General features: G+C 59.3%; 15 protein-coding genes and 1 riboswitch. Of the genes, 9 read left to right on the top strand and 6 right to left on the bottom strand.

The features are described 5' to 3' along the window. Nucleotides 1-15: 15 nt before the first annotated feature. The gene (locus tag AB4O01_RS18175; protein WP_093429860.1) at nucleotides 16-849 is read right to left on the bottom strand and encodes an EamA family transporter; all 834 of its coding nucleotides are present in this window, start codon (nucleotides 847-849) and stop codon (nucleotides 16-18) included. Nucleotides 850-1061: 212 nt separating this feature from the next. On the opposite strand from AB4O01_RS18175, the gene AB4O01_RS18180 reads away from it, so the two are divergent. Together AB4O01_RS18180 and AB4O01_RS18185 are read left to right on the top strand one after the other, a co-directional pair. Beyond that, entirely contained in the window at nucleotides 1062-2231 is a 1170-nt protein-coding gene (locus tag AB4O01_RS18180) for an MFS transporter (RefSeq protein WP_093429859.1), read from the top strand. Between the two features lie 267 nt (nucleotides 2232-2498). Further along, nucleotides 2499-3764, top strand: a complete 1266-nt coding sequence (locus AB4O01_RS18185) for a cation:proton antiporter (protein ID WP_099757401.1) — start codon at nucleotides 2499-2501, stop codon at nucleotides 3762-3764. Here the strand turns inward: AB4O01_RS18185 and AB4O01_RS18190 are convergent, their stop codons facing one another. Both AB4O01_RS18190 and AB4O01_RS18195 read right to left on the bottom strand, forming a co-directional pair. Next, nucleotides 3765-4652, bottom strand: coding sequence for a formate/nitrite transporter family protein (locus AB4O01_RS18190; protein ID WP_099757402.1), 888 nt, complete (start codon nucleotides 4650-4652; stop codon nucleotides 3765-3767). A gap of 176 nt (nucleotides 4653-4828) precedes the next feature. Beyond that, nucleotides 4829-5236 carry an acyl-CoA thioesterase gene (locus tag AB4O01_RS18195; RefSeq protein WP_016984776.1) on the bottom strand — a complete coding sequence of 136 codons (408 nt, stop codon included), beginning with the start codon at nucleotides 5234-5236 and terminating at the stop codon, nucleotides 4829-4831. A gap of 198 nt (nucleotides 5237-5434) precedes the next feature. Continuing rightward, nucleotides 5435-5533, top strand: a riboswitch (S-adenosyl-L-homocysteine riboswitch). A 23-nt stretch (nucleotides 5534-5556) separates the two neighbouring features. Here AB4O01_RS18195 and ahcY point away from each other — a divergent pair. The 4 genes from ahcY (at nucleotide 5557) to AB4O01_RS18215 (ending at nucleotide 11032) form a co-directional block, all read left to right on the top strand. Then, nucleotides 5557-6966: an adenosylhomocysteinase gene (ahcY, locus tag AB4O01_RS18200; RefSeq protein ID WP_460089147.1), complete on the top strand. Its 1410-nt coding sequence runs from the start codon at nucleotides 5557-5559 to the stop codon at nucleotides 6964-6966. Nucleotides 6967-7122: 156 nt separating this feature from the next. Then, nucleotides 7123-7968: a methylenetetrahydrofolate reductase [NAD(P)H] gene (metF, locus tag AB4O01_RS18205; RefSeq protein ID WP_093429977.1), complete on the top strand. Its 846-nt coding sequence runs from the start codon at nucleotides 7123-7125 to the stop codon at nucleotides 7966-7968. A gap of 145 nt (nucleotides 7969-8113) precedes the next feature. Next, a complete protein-coding gene (locus tag AB4O01_RS18210; protein WP_460089148.1) occupies nucleotides 8114-8926 on the top strand; it encodes a substrate-binding periplasmic protein in 813 nt (270 codons plus the stop codon). A gap of 222 nt (nucleotides 8927-9148) precedes the next feature. After that, nucleotides 9149-11032 (top strand): DEAD/DEAH box helicase, encoded by a 1884-nt coding sequence (locus AB4O01_RS18215; protein WP_460089149.1) that lies wholly within the window; start codon nucleotides 9149-9151, stop codon nucleotides 11030-11032. A 258-nt stretch (nucleotides 11033-11290) separates the two neighbouring features. Here the strand turns inward: AB4O01_RS18215 and AB4O01_RS18220 are convergent, their stop codons facing one another. Then, nucleotides 11291-11869, bottom strand: a complete 579-nt coding sequence (locus AB4O01_RS18220) for a YceI family protein (protein ID WP_038358767.1) — start codon at nucleotides 11867-11869, stop codon at nucleotides 11291-11293. Nucleotides 11870-11900: 31 nt separating this feature from the next. Next, the gene (locus tag AB4O01_RS18225; RefSeq protein ID WP_077574882.1) at nucleotides 11901-12452 is read right to left on the bottom strand and encodes a cytochrome b; all 552 of its coding nucleotides are present in this window, start codon (nucleotides 12450-12452) and stop codon (nucleotides 11901-11903) included. A gap of 320 nt (nucleotides 12453-12772) precedes the next feature. On the opposite strand from AB4O01_RS18225, the gene AB4O01_RS18230 reads away from it, so the two are divergent. Then, the gene (locus AB4O01_RS18230; RefSeq protein ID WP_460089150.1) at nucleotides 12773-13270 is read left to right on the top strand and encodes a hypothetical protein; all 498 of its coding nucleotides are present in this window, start codon (nucleotides 12773-12775) and stop codon (nucleotides 13268-13270) included. A 373-nt stretch (nucleotides 13271-13643) separates the two neighbouring features. Here AB4O01_RS18230 and AB4O01_RS18235 read toward each other — a convergent pair whose 3' ends face one another. Next, a complete protein-coding gene (locus AB4O01_RS18235; protein ID WP_460089151.1) occupies nucleotides 13644-15413 on the bottom strand; it encodes a flavin monoamine oxidase family protein in 1770 nt (589 codons plus the stop codon). Between the two features lie 223 nt (nucleotides 15414-15636). Here AB4O01_RS18235 and AB4O01_RS18240 point away from each other — a divergent pair, with 223 nt between their 5' ends. Next, nucleotides 15637-17043, top strand: coding sequence for an adenosylmethionine--8-amino-7-oxononanoate transaminase (locus AB4O01_RS18240; protein WP_320336205.1), 1407 nt, complete (start codon nucleotides 15637-15639; stop codon nucleotides 17041-17043). A 145-nt stretch (nucleotides 17044-17188) separates the two neighbouring features. Further along, entirely contained in the window at nucleotides 17189-17908 is a 720-nt protein-coding gene (locus AB4O01_RS18245) for a 16S rRNA (uracil(1498)-N(3))-methyltransferase (protein ID WP_460089152.1), read from the top strand. The last annotated feature ends 5 nt before the right edge of the window (nucleotides 17909-17913 follow it).

The following is a 17913-nucleotide window of genomic DNA, read 5'->3' on the forward strand; positions in this document are numbered from 1 at the left end:
AGAGTTCGCGAGCGGTCAGAACTTCATTACCAGCATGCCGATCAGTACCAGCCCACAGGCTAAGAGCCGCGGCCGGCCAAAAGGTTCTTTGAGGTAACGCATACCGAACAGCACTACCAGAATCACGCTGATCTCGCGCAATGCCGCCGCCTCCGCAATCGAGCCCAATTGCATCGCCCACAGCACCAGAGCGTAGCTGGCCAATACGCAGAAGCCCACCGCCAACCCCAGCTTCCATTGCTCACGCCAGAACAACATGAACGCCGGACGCTTGGCGACCCACGCCAACAGCGGAAACGGCCAGGCGCTGAGCAGCGTGACCCAGACCAGATAATCCAAAGGATGGGACCAGCGCCGCAACGCCTGGCCATCAATGTAGGTGTAGCAGCCGATGCACAGGCCGATCAGCGCCACCACCGGCAGCATCGACCACGGCAAATGTTTGCCACCGCCACCCTGCCATAGCAGACAAACCATGCCGAACGGGATCAGCATGATGCCGAAGATTTGCTGCGTGGTGAGCACCTCTCCCGCGAAGATCAGGGTCAGCGCGAGCACCACCAAAGGCGATAATCCACGCATCAGCGGATATACCAGCCCGAGATCGCCGACCCGGTAGGCTTGAATCAGCAGATAGCGATACAGCAGCTCAAAGGCTGCCGAAGCGAGAATCCATGGCCAGATTTCCATGGGCGGCAAGCTCACGAATGGAAACGCGATGGCAACGACCAGCAGCGCCACGGTGTCCATGCACGCCACCACCAACAGTCGCTCGGCGCTGAACTTGATTAACGTATTCCACGTCGCATGCAACAGCGCCGCCATCAATACCAAAGCTGTCGCCAGCACGTTCCACTCCTTATTGTTGTTAGCGAGCCAATTAGTCAGATTATTGATTCGCGATGTGTCAGCAGCTGTTTATACTGCAAGCGACCACGCCGCACTCAGTTGCGCACAGAAAAATACCAATAATCCCTGCCTGCACCGCCCTCCATCGAGATCGGTCGTCGGCCTGCGTATGCCTGATCAAAGCGTCAAGACTATCGACAGAGACCTTGCGCATGCCACTCGCCTTGCTTGCACTCGCTGTTGCCGCGTTCGGCATCGGCACCACTGAATTCGTCATCATGGGCCTGCTGCCCGATGTCGCCCGGGACCTCTCCGTGAGCATTCCCCATGCGGGCCTGCTGATTACCGGCTACGCCCTGGGCGTGGTCTTCGGCGCCCCGATCCTGGCGATCGGCACCGCAAACATGCCGCGCAAAGCAACGTTGCTGGGCATGACGCTGATGTTCATCCTCGGCAACATCCTCTGCGCACTGGCGCCCAACTACGCGACGCTGATGGCCGCTCGTGTGGTCACAGCCCTCTGTCACGGCGCGTTCTTCGGCATTGGCTCGGTGGTTGCCGCCGGGCTGGTCGCACCGAACAAACGCGCGCAGGCGATTGCAATGATGTTCACCGGCCTGACCTTGGCCAACGTTCTCGGCGTGCCGCTGGGCACGGCGCTCGGGCAGTATGCCGGCTGGCGCTCGACGTTCTGGGCGGTGTCGGTGATTGGTGTGATTGCGGCGCTCGCGCAATGGTTGTGGCTGCCAAAACACATCCCCATGGACAAGGCCAATCTCGCCAGCGAATTCAAGGTACTGGGCAAGGTCAACGTGTTGCTGGCGCTGGGCATGAGTGTGCTCGCGTCGACCAGTCTGTTCAGTGTGTTCACTTACATTGCGCCGATCCTCCAGGACATCACCGGCGTCAGCCCGCATGGCGTGACGGTGATGTTGCTGTTGTTCGGCGTCGGTTTGACCGGTGGCAGCATGCTCGGCGGGCGTCTGGCTGATAGCCGTTTGTTGCCGTCGCTGGTCGGTGTGGCCTTGGCGGTGGTGGTGATTCTGGCGGCGTTCAGTCAGACCAGTCGCTCGGTGGTGCCAGCGGCAATCACGCTGGTGCTGTGGGGGATTTTCGCTTTTGCGCTGTGCCCGATTCTGCAACTGCTGATCATCGATCAGGCGCATGAAGCACCGAACCTGGGCTCGACGTTGAACCAGAGCGCATTCAACCTTGGCAACGCAGCGGGTGCGTGGATCGGCGGACTGGTGGTGGCCAGTGGCGCGGATCTGGCGGACTTGCCATGGACGGGTGCGCTGGTCGGTGTATTGACGGTGCTGACGGCGCTGTTTTTCATCTATCTGCAACGTCGCGAAGCGGCTGCGGTCAATGTGTCCGGCTAGCCCTCACCCTAACCCTCTCCCAGAGGGAGAGGGGACTGAATGGGGGATGCTTCAGAAGTACGCCGACCTGAACGCGCATTGCCGAATCCATAATCGACTCGGTTATTCAGGTCGATGCATGCCACAAGACAATAAGGTCGGCTCCCTCTCCCTCCGGGAGAGGGCTGGGGTGAGGGAAGCTTGTGCCCTCTGTCGCTCTCAGCCCATCAAACCCCTGCGCCCAAACATCGGGCGCGCTCCACTCACCCCTCATCCAAAGGACCCCGGATGCTTGAACTTGTCGCCGCTTTCATCTGCCTCACCACCCTCCTCACCTTCGTCAATTTCCGCTTCATCGGCCTGCCGCCGACCATCGGCGTGATGGTCACCGCGCTACTGTTCTCGCTGATCCTGCAAGGCCTGAGCGTGCTCGGTTACCCCGGTCTCGAAGAACGCGTGCAGCAACTGATTGGCCAGATCGACTTCGGCGATCTGCTGATGAACTGGATGCTCTCGTTCCTGCTGTTCGCCGGCGCCCTGCACGTCAACCTCAACGACCTGCGCAGCTACCGCTGGCCCATCGGTCTGTTGGCGACTTTCGGTGTGTTGATTGCCACCACGGTGATCGGCAGCCTCGCCTATTACATTTTCGCCCTGTTCGGCTGGCACGTGAGCTTCTTGTATTGCTTGCTGTTCGGCGCGTTGATTTCGCCGACCGACCCGATTGCGGTGCTCGGCGTGCTGCGTACCGCCAATGCCTCGAAACCGCTGAAAACCACCATCGTCGGCGAGTCGCTGTTCAACGACGGCACCGCTGTAGTGGTGTTCACCGTGTTACTGGGCATCGCCCAACTCGGCGAAACCCCGACCATCAGCGCCACCGCGATGCTGTTCGTGCACGAAGCGATTGGCGGCGTGCTGTTTGGCGGCCTGATCGGTTATCTGGTTTATCGAATGATCAAAAGCGTCGAGCAGCATCAAATCACCGTGATGCTGACGCTGGCGCTGGTCATTGGTGGTTCGGCGATGTCTACCGAGATTCACGTTTCCGCACCGATTGCGATGGTGGTCGCAGGTCTGATCATCGGTAACGTCGGGCGCAATCTGGCGATGAATGACATGACCCGTCGTTATCTCGACGGTTTCTGGGAATTGCTCGATGACATGCTCAACGCGCTGCTGTTCGCGCTGATCGGCATGGAGCTGTTGCTGCTGCCATTCAACTGGTTGCACATGGCCGCGGCAGGTTTGTTGGCGGTGGCGATTCTGCTGTCGCGCCTGCTCACCGTGGCCCCGGCGATTGTCCTGCTGCGCCGCTGGCGGACGGTGCCGGCCGGCACCATCCGGATTCTGACCTGGGGCGGTTTGCGCGGCGGTGTTTCGGTGGCACTGGCGCTGGCCCTGCCATTGGGCCCGGAGCGCGATCTGCTGCTGAGCATCACTTACATCGTGGTGCTGTCATCGATCCTGTTGCAGGGTCTGACCATCGGCAAACTGGTCAAGTACGCAACTCGCAACGAGCCCGTGACCATCAGCGAAGCCGCTCACCACTGATCATTTTTTGATCTCCTGCGGATCAGGTTTCCCGGCCTGATCCGCAGGCTCCTTAGGCGCACCGCTCTCGCTGCGAATCTGCGCATGGCTGATCAGCGCAAAGATAAAGCTGCCACCAATGATGTTCCCCGCCAACGTGGGACCTGCGAAGACCATCCAGAAATCGCTCCACGGCAACTCGCCGGCAAACACCAGATACGACACCTCCGCCGAACCCACCACGATGTGAGTGAAGTCACCGAGCGCCATCAGGTAGGTGATGAGGATGATGATCCACATCTTCGCGCTCTCCATGGACGGGATCATCCAGACCATGGTGGCGATCATCCAGCCGGAAACGATGCCCTTGGCGAACATCTGGCTGGCGTGGTTTTCCATCACCTTACGGCCGATTTCGAGGAAGGCATGGTCAGTCTTGGTGTCGAAGATCGGCAGTTCGAGCATCACGTACGCGACCAGAATCGTCCCGCACAGATTACCGACCAAAACCACTGTCCACAGGCGGATCAACCGGCCGAAGTTTTTCAGGGTCGGCTTGGTCATGACCGGCAATACGGCGGTCAAGGTGTTTTCGGTGAACAGTTGCTGGCGGGCGAGGATCACTGCGAGGAAGCCTGCGCAGTAGCCGAAACTGGCGATTACCTTGAACTCGTCACCTTCGGGCAGACGCGAATTGAGCAGGCCCATGCCCATCAATGACAGGCCCATGGTCAACCCCGCCGCCAACGCCGACCACCAGAGCGCGGCGATGCTGCGTTCCAGTTCCTGATCGCCTTGGGTGCGGATGATTTCATGCAGAACGGCCGCGCGGGGCGGCTGGCTTTTCTCGACTTCGTGTTGCTCATCGGCCGAGAGATCGGGGGTCTTGCCGTCGGTGGGGGTGGTCATGGCGTGGGAACCGTGGGGGGGGGGTGTTTACCTACGACCCCGGCGGTTCATGGCTGTTCAGTGGCCTGATCAATCTTCGGTGACAGGACAACCGCTTTCGCGAGCAAGCTCGCTCCCACAGGTACAGCGTGATCCTTGTGGGAGCGAGCTTGCTCGCGAAGAAAGCACCGCCGATGTTATTTGGTGACTAACTCATCTTCCTGGAACTGATCTTTCACATATTTGATTTCAGTGCGCCCGTGCGGAGCCGGCAAACCGTCTTCACCGAGGTTCACAAACACCATCTTCTCAACCGTCAGAATGCTCTTGCGGGTGATTTTGTTGCGCACTTCGCAGGTCAGGGTGATCGAGGTGCGACCAAACTCGGTGGCGGTGATGCCCAGTTCGATGATGTCGCCCTGGCGCGAGGCGCTGACGAAGTTGATTTCGGAAATGTACTTGGTCACCACGCGCTGATTGCCCAACTGGACGATCGCGTAAATCGCCGCTTCTTCGTCGATCCAGCGCAACAGGCTGCCACCGAACAGGGTGCCGTTGGGGTTAAGGTCTTCGGGTTTTACCCATTTGCGGGTGTGGAAATTCATCTTCACTCCTGAGTGTCTTGCCGAACGATGGACGGTATCTTGGCAGACTGAGCGGTCAGGCTCCATGCGGCTTCGACTATGGTCGTCATTAACGATCTTCATCTGGCCGACAGAAACCCTTTGGAAGATCAGTCTAGACGGCTATAATCGCCCCCGTTTCAAAACGGTAACGTTCACTTGCTACCGTTTTCCCGCCACCTGTCCGAGGGGCGCTGCAGCAGGTTCAACCTGTCAGGCTCGGATGGGGCGTTGACTGGCTCAGGCCGGACACTAAACGCACAACGGCGCCCATTCGCATACATTACGAATGGAGGCTCTTCATGAGCGCTGTTATCACGCCTGCAGATTTTAACGATTACAAAGTTGCCGACATGTCCCTGGCTGCCTGGGGCCGTCGCGAAACCATCATCGCCGAATCGGAAATGCCGGCCCTGATGGGTCTGCGTCGCAAGTACTCCGGCGAACAGCCGTTGAAAGGCGCCAAGATCCTCGGCTGCATCCACATGACCATTCAGACTGCCGTGCTGATCGAAACCCTGGTTGCCCTGGGTGCCGAAGTACGCTGGTCGTCCTGCAACATTTTCTCGACTCAGGATCAGGCTGCTGCCGCTATCGCTGCTGCCGGTATCCCGGTTTTCGCCTGGAAAGGCGAAACTGAAGAAGAGTACGAGTGGTGCCTGGAGCAGACCATCCTGAAGGATGGCCAGCCATGGGACGCCAACATGATCCTCGACGACGGCGGCGACCTGACTCAGCTGCTGCACGACAAGTACCCACAAGTACTGGATCGCGTTCACGGCGTGACCGAAGAAACCACCACCGGCGTACACCGTCTGCTGGACATGCTGGCCAAAGGCGAGCTGAAAATCCCGGCCATCAACGTCAACGACTCGGTGACCAAGTCCAAGAACGACAACAAGTACGGCTGCCGTCACAGCCTGAACGACGCGATCAAGCGTGGTACCGACCACCTGCTGTCCGGCAAGCAAGCGCTGGTCATCGGTTACGGTGACGTGGGCAAGGGTTCGGCTCAGTCGCTGCGTCAGGAAGGCATGATCGTTAAAGTCTCCGAAGTTGACCCGATCTGCGCCATGCAAGCATGCATGGACGGTTTCGAACTGGTTTCGCCGTTCATCGACGGTATCAACGACGGTTCCGAAACGAGCATCGACAAAGCGCTGCTGGGCAAGATCGACCTGATCGTGACCACCACCGGTAACGTCAATGTTTGCGACGCGAACATGCTCAAAGCCCTGAAGAAGCGCGCTGTTGTCTGCAACATCGGTCACTTCGACAACGAAATCGACACCGCTTTCATGCGCAAGAACTGGGCATGGGAAGAAGTGAAGCCACAGGTACACAAGATCCACCGTACCGGCCCGGGCGCGTTCGACGCGCAGAACGACGACTACCTGATCCTGCTGGCCGAAGGCCGCCTGGTGAACCTGGGCAACGCCACGGGTCACCCAAGCCGCATCATGGACGGTTCGTTCGCCAACCAGGTTCTGGCGCAGATCTTCCTGTTCGGCCAGAAGTACGCCGACCTGTCGCCAGCCCAGAAAGCCGAGCGCCTGACCGTTGAAGTACTGCCGAAGAAACTCGACGAAGAAGTGGCCCTGGAAATGGTTCGCGGCTTCGGCGGCGTGGTCACCCAACTGACCAAGCAACAGGCTGACTACATCGGCGTGACCGTCGAAGGCCCGTTCAAGCCGCACGCTTACCGCTACTAACAGGTGCTTGCTCGCTCTCCCTGTGGGAGCGAGCCTGCTCGCGAAGGCGGTTTATCATTCAGCATCCGTGTTGTCTGACCCGACGCTTTCGCGAGCAGGCTCGCTCCCACACGGGATTGCAGCGCCTCGAAGGTTCTTGTTTCCAAGGGTATGACCATGTCCCAAGACCGTCGCTACAGCTTCGAGTTCTTCCCGACCAAGACCGATGCTGGGCATGAAAAGCTGCTCAACGTTGCCCGTCAGTTGGCAACGTACAATCCCGATTTCTTCTCCTGCACCTATGGCGCTGGTGGTTCGACCCGTGATCGCACCCTCAACACCGTTCTGCAACTGGAAAGCGAAGTCAAAGTACCGGCCGCACCGCACCTGTCGTGCGTCGGCGACAGCAAGGACGACCTGCGCGGCCTGCTGAACGAGTACAAGGCTGCCGGCATCAAGCGTATCGTCGCGCTGCGTGGCGACCTGCCATCCGGCATGGGCATGACCAGCGGTGAGCTGCGTCACGCCAATGAACTGGTTGAATTCATTCGTGAAGAAACCGGTGATCATTTCCATATCGAAGTTGCCGCTTACCCGGAGATGCATCCGCAAGCACGCAACTACGAAGACGATCTGGCCAATTTCATCCGCAAGGCCCGTGCCGGCGCCGACAGCGCTATCACCCAGTACTTCTTCAACGCCGACAGCTACTTCTATTTCGTCGAGCGTTTGCAGGCGCAGGGTGTGGATCTGCCGATCGTTCCGGGGATCATGCCGATCACCAACTACAGCAAACTCGCGCGCTTCTCTGATGCCTGCGGTGCGGAAATCCCGCGCTGGATCCGCAAGCAACTGGAAGCCTACGGCGATGACACGCAAAGCATTCAGCGCTTTGGTGAGCAAGTCGTCAGCGAGATGTGCGAACGCCTGCTGCAAGGTGGCGCGCCGGGTCTGCACTTCTATTCCATGAACCAGGCTGAGCCTAGTCTGGCGATCTGGAATAACCTGAAGTTGCCGCGTTAAGCCTCATAGAAAGATCAAAAGATCGCAGTCTTCGGCAACTCCTACAGGGGTGTCGCAGCTGCGATTTTTTGCTTTTAAAGGCCCGAAACAGAGCTTGTGCAGGCACTTTCTGGCTCTTTCGCGTTTCTCGTCGTAATCTCAAGCCATGCCTTTGATCACGCAGTTATTCGCCGTGCTGGTTTTTGCTTGCCTGAGCTTCGCCGCTCGAGGCGAAAAGTTGCGTATTGTCACCGAGCCGTGGGCGCCCTATGTCTACGAAGAGAACGGTAAAAGCCTCGGGCTGGATTACGAAACCACGGCCATTGTCTTCAAACGTCTGGGCATCGAAGTCGAATGGCAGTTCTTGCCGTGGAAGCGCTGCCTGTCGATGCTTGAGACCGGTCAGGCCGATGGCGCGCTGGACATTTTTCACAGCGACGAGCGCGACGCCACCCTGCTTTACCCGAGCGAGCCGCTGTCGGACGTCGAGTTCGTCCTGTTCTACGCCAACGACCGGCCGCACCCGTTCAGCAAACTCGAAGAGCTCAAAGGCCTGACCATCGGCACCTCGCCGGGTTATCTGTACAGCCCCGATTTCAGCGAATCAACACTGTTTACCCGTGAACCGGCACCGACCCACGAAGCCAACTTCGGCAAACTGGTGCGCGGTCGCATCGACTTGCTGATCACCGATCGCCGTGTCGGTCAGCACTTGCTCGATGAGCTGGATATTCGCGATCAGATCACCGAAAACCCCACTGTCATTAGCCGCCAGAGCCAGTTTCTCGCGGTTAGACGCAATGCCGGCATGGATTTGCTGGTGCAGCGATTTGGCGCCGAGCTCAAGCGATTCAAGCGCGAACCGGCTTACGCTGAGCTGAGCGCACGCTACGGCGCGGCTCCCGCCATGGCTGCGCCGCTGGGCAATGCCACGGCCAGCGGCAAAACCGTTGAGCAGCAGGAAAGCAGCGCGCAGTGATTGCTCTGTTATACTCCGGCGTTCCCGCCAGGCTCACGCCCGGACGCCCGGAACCGTAACAGGCCTCTCGACCCGCTACAGCGCAGCTTTGCAGCCCGCGCGAGCGCTCCAGACGTGCCTTCGGAACCGCAGCAGGACCGGACGGGATTGCGTCCTCTTAAACGTGATTCGCGCCAGGCAAGACTCCCATTGGGCCAAGCCCTAACTAAAACAGGATTACTCATGTCCTTTGCTTCCCTCGGTCTCTCCGAGGCTTTAGTCCGCGCCATCGAAGATGCGGGCTATACCGAGCCTACTCCGGTGCAACAGCGGGCCATCCCCGCCGTGTTGCAAGGTCGCGACCTGATGGTTGCGGCACAGACAGGTACCGGTAAAACCGGCGGTTTCGCCCTTCCGATCCTGGAGCGGTTGTTCCCCAACGGTCACCCGGACAAATCCCAGCGTCATGGCCCGCGCCAACCGCGCGTACTGGTCCTGACCCCGACCCGCGAACTCGCGGCCCAGGTTCACGAGAGCTTCAAGATCTACGCCCGTGACCTGAAATTCGTCAGCGCCTGCATCTTCGGCGGCGTCGGCATGAACCCACAGGTTCAGGCCATGTCCCGTGGCGTCGACGTGCTCGTTGCCTGCCCGGGTCGCTTGCTCGACCTCTGCGGCCAGGGCAGCGTTGACCTGTCCCACGTGGAAATCCTCGTCCTCGACGAAGCCGACCGCATGCTCGACATGGGTTTCGTGCACGACGTGAAGAAAGTCCTCGCGCGCCTGCCGTCCAAGCGTCAGAACCTGCTGTTCTCGGCGACCTTCTCCAAAGACATCACCGACCTCGCCGGCAAGCTGCTGCACAACCCGGAACGCATCGAAGTGACGCCGCCGAACACCACGGTCGAGCGCATCGAACAACGCGTGTTCCGTCTGCCGGCCAGCCACAAGCGTGCGCTGCTGGCGCACCTGATCACCGCCGGCGCGTGGGAACAGGTGCTGGTGTTCACCCGCACCAAGCACGGCGCCAACCGTCTGGCCGAGTACCTGGACAAGCACGGCCTGCCGGCTGTAGCGATCCACGGTAACAAGAGCCAGAACGCGCGCACCAAAGCGCTGGCCGACTTCAAGGCGAACCAGGTGCGCATTCTGGTTGCGACCGACATCGCCGCACGCGGCCTGGACATCGATCAGTTGCCACACGTGGTCAACTTCGAACTGCCGAACGTCGATGAAGACTACGTGCACCGTATCGGCCGTACTGGCCGTGCCGGTCGTTCGGGCGAGGCGATCTCGCTGGTTGCCCCGGACGAAGAGAAACTGCTGAAAAGCATCGAACGCATGACCAAGCAGAAAATCGCCGACGGCGACCTGATGGGCTTCGATTCGAGCACCATTGAAGCCGAGAAGCCGGAAGTGCGTGAGCGTCCGGACGTGCGTAACCCACGCAATCCACGTGGCCCACGCGGCGACGGCCCGAATGGCAGCGGCGGTGGCGGCGGTCGTAAAGACAAAGGCAAAGACAAGGGCAAGGAAAAACCGGCCGGCGAACGTGGCGAGCGCCCTGCTCGTCAGCAGAAACCGCGCGAAGGCACTCCGAGCCGCGAACAGCGTCCGAGCCAACCGCCACGTGCGGCGGCTGATCGTGCACCGGACGAGTTCCTCGACGACGATATCGATAACTTCGGTAACCGCGTTGATTACGTACCAAAACCAGCCCCTGCCGGCGGCCGTGGCCGTCGTCCAGGCGCACCGGCTCAAGGTGCAGGCGCAGGTTCGGGCGCACCACGTGGCGGTCAGTCGCAGGGTCGTCAGAACGGTCCGCGCAACAGCAACGGTTCGAGCACCGGCACCCCGCCAGCCAAGCGTAACGGCCCGCGCAACGGCGCACCGCGTGATGGTCAGTCGGGTCGTCGCGACGAATCCTCCTCGTCCTCGCGCAATCGTCGTCCGGCCCGTGACGATCAGCCACGCAGCGAGCCAGCCGTACAGAACCCGCGCAGCAACGGCCCGAAGATCATGCACAAGGAATCGAAAGCCGACCGCTTCCCGACGCCTGAGCAGCTCGATCAACTGCCAAGCCGCCCGCGTGGCGAAAAACCAGCATTGCTGACCCGCAATCGCTGAGTTAACGCCGCCATATAAAATGCCCCGACTCGCAAGAGCCGGGGCATTTTTTTGCCGCCACGAATCCCCCTGAATCACCGCATATCCCCTGTGGGAGCGAGCCTGCTCGCGAAAGCGGTCATTCGCCAACATCATTGCTGACTGACCCGCCGCCTTCGCGAGCAGGCTCGCTCCCACAGGGGATGCGTGTGTGTCGTAGGCAATAAAAAACGCCCCCGATCTTTCGACCGGGGGCGTTTTTGTGTGGCGGGAGGAAAGTTATTTAACTTTCACGCCTTCCAGCGAGATGTCCAGATCCGCAGTTTGCGAGGTAGGACCTGGGCCCTTGATCCCGAAATCGTTCAGGTTGAGGGTGGTCTTGGCGTTGAAGCCAGCGCGTTCGCCGCCCCATGGATCCTTGCCTTCGCCGTTGAACGTAGCCTTGAAGGTCACAGGCTTGGTCACACCGTGCAGGGTCAGGTCGCCAGTCACATCAGCAGTCTTTTCACCGGTCGATTTAACGGCGGTGGAGACGAACTTGGCATCAGCAAACTTGCCAACATCCAGGAAGTCTTTGCTGGCGATGTGCTTGTCACGTTCAGCGTGGTTCGACCACAGGCTGGCGGTTTTCACATCAACGGAGATCTTGCTGGCTTCAGGCTTGGCCGAATCCCACGAGAATGTACCGTCGAAATCCTTGAAAGTACCGTGAATGAAGCTGTAGCCCAGGTGGCTGATTTTCCAGTCAACGAAGGCGTGCTGGCCTTCCTTGTCGATTTTGTAGTCCGCAGCCATGGCCTGACCAGCCGAGAGCAGTGCAGAACCGATTGCCAGAGCGGCCAGAGTCTTTTTCAACATGCTTTCTTTTCCTTTGAGTCGAGGTTGAATTTCAGGCTTTGCGACCGAGCATTCGCGTCAGGGTCGCATCACGATCGATAAAGTGGTGCTTCAATGCTGCCAACGCATGGAGGCCGGAAAAAATTACCAGTGCCCACGCGAGCCAGAGATGAATCACCCCAGCGGTATCTGCCTGATCCGGTAGCCCGGAAACCAGTGCAGGAACTTCAAACAGGCCAAACACCGGAATCCCGACACCGTCTGCGGTGGAAATCAGGTAACCGGCAAGCATCACAGCGAACAGCGCCAGATACAGAAACCCATGGCCGAACTTGGCGCCGATGCGGGTCATCCGGCTGTAGCTTTGCAGCGTCGGCGGCGGCGGGCTGATAAAGCGCCACAACACCCGCAACACCATCACACCCAGCAGCACCAGACCGATGCTCTTGTGCAGATCCGGCGCCTCTTTGCGCCAGCTGCTGTAGTAATCCAGCCCGACCATCCACAGGCCCAGCGCAAACAGCCCGAAGACCACCAGCGCCACGCCCCAGTGCATGAAGATGCTGACCCAACCATAGCGCGAAGAAGAGTTACGTAGCTGCATTGCCCAAATCCTGTGAGAACTGCGAACCAAGACTAGCGAGTTATCTATCGAATTAAAGCGGAAAATTTTGCTTTGAAATATCGAGAAATACGATCAAGAGTCTGAAAGTGGCGTGTTAAGGAAAGATTAAAGGCGATTCTACCGCGCAGCGCTCGGACCACGGGGCGCGATTCTCCTTCTGCTCCGGCGCGCCGCGGAGCAGGCAGTGATCACAAAAAATTCGCAGAAAAAGAAAATTAATTTAATAACTATGTATCGCTAGTTGGCCGCTTGCCCCTGATCAAATGATGACTCAATCATTCATTGAAAAGGTGAAAAACATGGCACTTCGTTATACCCCCTTTCAAGCAAGTGGCACTTCCGAGTTACCACCAAACCAGACAATGTCTCCGGGCCAATACCTGCAATCCGAGAACGGTCGATATCGGTTGTTATTGCAGAGCGATGGCAATCTGGTGATAAAAGAAGGTGAAGCAGTAGTCTGGATTGCCGACAACAATCAGCCTTACAGTGCAACTCTGCATCCAAAGAAGATGCGTGAACCACTACAATTTGTCGTCAGTAATAACGGATTTCTCTTCGACCCTTTCAGACGGCGACTATGGATTGCCGAAAGTACCCACAGCCTCGAAAAGTCGCTGTGGTACAACACTTACCTGACGATGCAGGACGATGGCAATCTGGTCATTTACGATCAGCGCAACGGCAACCTGCGTTGGGCTCGTTTCGGTTTTATCCCCGGGCGGATTCGAAAACCCAAGCAGCGCTGGCTCAGAAAGTTACCGAACGGCACCGAGTTCTATAAATGGGACTTTTAACAAGCCACCGCTCTTTTGATTGATTAGTTGGTGAAAACTGGCGGCGGCTGCAAGCAATCGGCACTGTAGGGATCAATCTTGCATTGATGCACAAGTTCTGCGTTATATCCACCTGGAAAGAAACGCCCATTGGCACAACCGGAAAGTGTCATCAACAGAAGTATTACCGTAAGTCTTTTCATCGAGCGCCTCCAATTTCTTCAAGCATAAAGTTGCAGCTAAGGCACCCGCTATCATTTCGTTCCGATTGTTTTGTGGGAAGTGTCCTGCGCAAAGGTAAGCCTTGAGACTGCACCGGGAAGGATCGAAGTGCGCGCTTCTGGCAAAAAAAAACGCGGCCCGTGTGGCCGCGTTTTTTTATTGAAGCAAAGGCCTACTGCGCCTTGGTCTCGGTCGTTGCCGCAGGCTTGGCCGCTGGCTTCTTCGCCGGATCAGCCTTCTGCGCTGCCGGTTTCGCCGCAGGCTTTTTCGCCTCGGTTTTAGCCGCTGGCTTCTTCACCGCTGGCTTGGCCGCCGCTTTCTTCGCCGGTGCAGCTTTCACTGGTGCCGCAGGCTTTGGCGCTTCCACCGGAGCTGGCGCAGGTGCCGGAGTCGGCGCAGGCGCTGGAGCGACCGGAGCTGGAGCCGGCTCTGGCGCCTTCACAGGCTCAGGCTTCTTCTCGTCATCCGAACCGCCAAACAGATTAGTGAAGAAGTTGCCCTTCTTCGCCGCCACGGCACCCGCCGCGCCTGCCGCTGCTGCAGCCGGCACTACTTTGGCTGGCTCGAACGATTTGCCTGCCGCCAGATCTTCAACCTGACTCGCCGCCCGCTGACCGGTGCGCAGCGCGCCTTCCAGGGTGCCCGGGTACAAGGTGTCGGTGTGTTCGCCGGCGAACGTCACGCGTTGCAGCGGACGTTCCCACAGACGCCAGAACTTGCTGATCTGCCCCGGGCCGTAAGCCAGGTAGGCGCCGCCCATCGACGGGTCGGTGCTGTAGCGACGGATTTCATAACCGGTGAACGAGCCACGAGCCTGTGGATAAAACGCGTGCAGACGAATTAGCACCTGATCGACCATTTGCTTGTCGCCAAACGCCTGCATCACACGAGCGTTGTCGCCGGACAGGTTGATCACCACGTTGGCGCCGCCCTTCAGGGCAGGTTCGATCCAAAGCATGCCGAGACCGGTGTTGCTGTAGATCTCGCCGGACATGCGCGCCTTGCTTTCCCACACCGGCGTCTTGAACTTCAGCATGATCTGGTCGCGCCAGCCGTAGTTGGTGCCCTTGATCGCAGCCAGATGCTGGGCATCCAGCGCCGGCGTCAGGGCAATCTTGTTCAGTGCACGCAGCGGCACGGCCAACACGACGTAGTCAGCCTGATAGCCAACACTGCCGACCTTGACGGTCACGCCGTCTTTGTCCTGAGTGATCGCGGACACCGGCGAGTTGGTCTTGATGGTTTTGATCTGTTTGACGAACGCCTGCGCCAGCACTTGGCTGCCGCCGACCAGACGCGAAGCGCGCAGGTCACGGTCGGAGATGCCGCGATACACGCGGTTCTGCTGAGCGAAATACAGCAGCGACAGACGCGAAGGCTCGTCGTAGTGGGTGCGGATGTCCTGGTTGATCAACTGACGTGCGGTGGCCGGCAGGTTCTGCTTGTCGAGCCAGCTCGACACGGTGATCTGGTCCAGCGCGTGCAGGGTGCTGGTTGCCGCCGGGTTTTGCGGGTCGTCGATCGAACGCGCCAGATCATCGAGGGCTTTCTGGTAGCGCTTCAAGGCATCGGCGGTGGCCGGCTGCTTGGTCGCCAGATCGGCGGCAGAGAAATACTCGCCGTCGATCAGGTAGCCCGGGGTCCGCACGAATTCCGGCGCCGGCGTGGTGCCCAGCTTGAATGTCGAAACGTACTTGTTCAGCACTGGCTGGGTCTTGTCGTTGCCGATCCACTCGCTGGTGGCCATACCCGAGCGACCACCCAGGCTCGGTTTGGCTTCCAGCAGGGTGACCTGCCAGCCTTTGTTTTGCAGCTCATAAGCGGCGGTCAGGCCCGACAGGCCACCGCCGATCACGATTGCAGTTTTATCCTTGGCCAGCGCTGTAACGCTGAACAGCCCCAACATCACCAGCGCACAGGCGCGCAGCCAACCGACAGACATTCAGCGAACTCCGGAAATACACGTAGGAAAAAGCAGTTTTGCGGGTCAGACGACCCAAAGAACCGCGAAGAATACGTTAGCCATCAAAACGCCGCCAGCGACGTCTATCGGCTCATACAAAGTAGCTCAATCGACACAATGGGTTGTCCCCGCGCGACGCATTGCATAGGCTTGCGCGATTGTTTGCCCGCGCCTGACGCGAGCCGCCTCGAGGAGACTGTAAATGGGCCTGAATAACCAGTGGATGCAACGCGACCTCGCGGTGTTGTGGCATCCCTGTACCCAGATGAAAGACCACGAACAGCTGCCGCTGATCCCGATCAAGCGCGGCGAAGGCGTCTGGCTCGAAGACTTCGAAGGCAAGCGCTACCTCGACGCCGTCAGCTCGTGGTGGGTCAACGTGTTCGGCCACGCCAACCCGCGCATCAACCAGCGCATCAAGGATCAGGTCGATCAGCTGGAACACGTGATTTTGGCCGGTTTCAGCCATCAACCGGTGATCGAGCTGTCCGAGCGTCTGGTGAAGATGACCCCGGAAGGCCTGAACCGGGTGTTCTATGCCGATAACGGTTCGTCCTGCATCGAAGTCGCGCTGAAGATGAGCTTTCATTACTGGCTCAATCGCGGCCAACCGAACAAGAAGCGCTTCGTCACCCTGACCAACAGCTACCACGGTGAAACCATGGCAGCGATGGCGGTCGGTGACGTGCCGCTGTTCACCGAAACCTACAAAGCGCTGTTGATGGACACCATCAAGGTGCCGAGCCCGGATTGCTACGGACGCCCCGAAGGCATGAGCTGGGAAGACCATTCGCGCAATATGTTCGCCGCCATGGAACAGACCTTGGCAGAAAATCATGACAGCGTCGCGGCAGTGATCGTCGAGCCGCTGATTCAGGGCGCCGGCGGCATGCGCATGTATCACCCGGTGTATCTGACGTTGCTGCGCGAGGCCTGCGACCGCTACGGCGTGCACCTGATTCTCGACGAAATCGCCGTCGGCTTTGGTCGCACCGGAACCATGTTTGCCTGTGAACAGGCCGGCATTCGCCCGGACTTTCTCTGCTTGTCGAAGGCGCTGACCGGCGGCTATCTGCCGCTGGCGGCGTGCCTGACCACCGATGAGGTCTACAGCGCGTTCTACGACGACTATCCAACCCTGCGCGCCTTCCTCCACTCGCACAGCTACACCGGCAACCCGCTGGCGTGCGCGGCGGCACTGGCAACGCTGGATATCTTCGAGCAGGACAACGTCATCGAGAACAACAAGGCGCTGGCTCAGCGCATGGCGTCGGCGACGGCGCATCTGGTCGATCACCCGAACGTCTCCGAAGTACGCCAGACCGGCATGGTCCTGGCCATCGAGATGGTCAAGGATAAAGCCACGAAAGAGGCCTACCCTTGGCAGGAACGTCGCGGTTTGAAAGTGTTCCAGCATGCACTGGAACGTGGCGCGTTGCTGCGCCCGCTCGGTAGCGTGGTGTATTTCCTGCCGCCGTACGTGATCACCCCGGAGCAGATCGACTTCCTCGCCGAAGTGGCCAGCGAAGGCATCGATATAGCGACGCGTGACAGCGTCAGCGTCGCCGTGCCAAAAGACTTCCACCCGGGGTTCCGCGATCCAGGCTGATTCAAAAAATTTGTGGCGCCTGAACTGCCGCTTTCGCGAGCAAGCTCGCTCCCACAGGGGAATGCATTCCAAATGTGGGAGCGAGCTTGCTCGCGAATGAAGTCGACACCGATCCACCTGATTCACATCTTTCCAGAGACCCGAAATGAGACTGTCCCGCTTCTTTATCGACGCCCCGCTGAGCACCGGCGAACACGAATTGCCGGAAGCCCAGGCGCATTACATCAGCCGCGTACTGCGCATGGCCGAGGGCGATGCGGTGCAGTTGTTCGACGGTTCCGGCCATGAATTTCGCGGCGCCCTGCTGGAAGTCGGCAAGAAGCGCGTGACCGTGCAGATCGATGAGCAATTCGCCGGCCAGGTCGAATCGCCGCTGCACATTCACCTCGGCCAGGGCCTGTCCCGTGGCGAGCGAATGGACTGGGCGATTCAGAAAGCCACCGAACTGGGCGTGAATGAAATCACCCCAATCTTCAGTGATCGCTGTGAAGTCCGCCTCAAGGACGAACGCGCCGACAAACGCCTGCTGCATTGGCGTCAGGTGGCGATCAGCGCGTGTGAGCAATGTGGACGCTCGCGGGTGCCGGTGATTCATCCGCCGGTGTTGTTGGCGGACTGGATCAAGCAGGCCGAAGCCGAGTTGAAACTGGTGCTGCACCCGGTGGCGGAGCCGTTGGTGAGTCATGCCAAACCGGCGACGCTGGCGTTCCTGATCGGGCCGGAAGGTGGTTTGACGGATGCCGAAGTCGAGCAGGCCAAGGGCAACGGTTTCCACGCCGCCCGCCTTGGACCGCGCGTATTGCGTACCGAGACGGCGCCGGTGGTTGCACTGGCGGTGGCCCAACAGCTTTGGGGTGACTTCTAAGCCTT

The organism is Pseudomonas sp. S2_E02, from assembly GCF_054668355.1.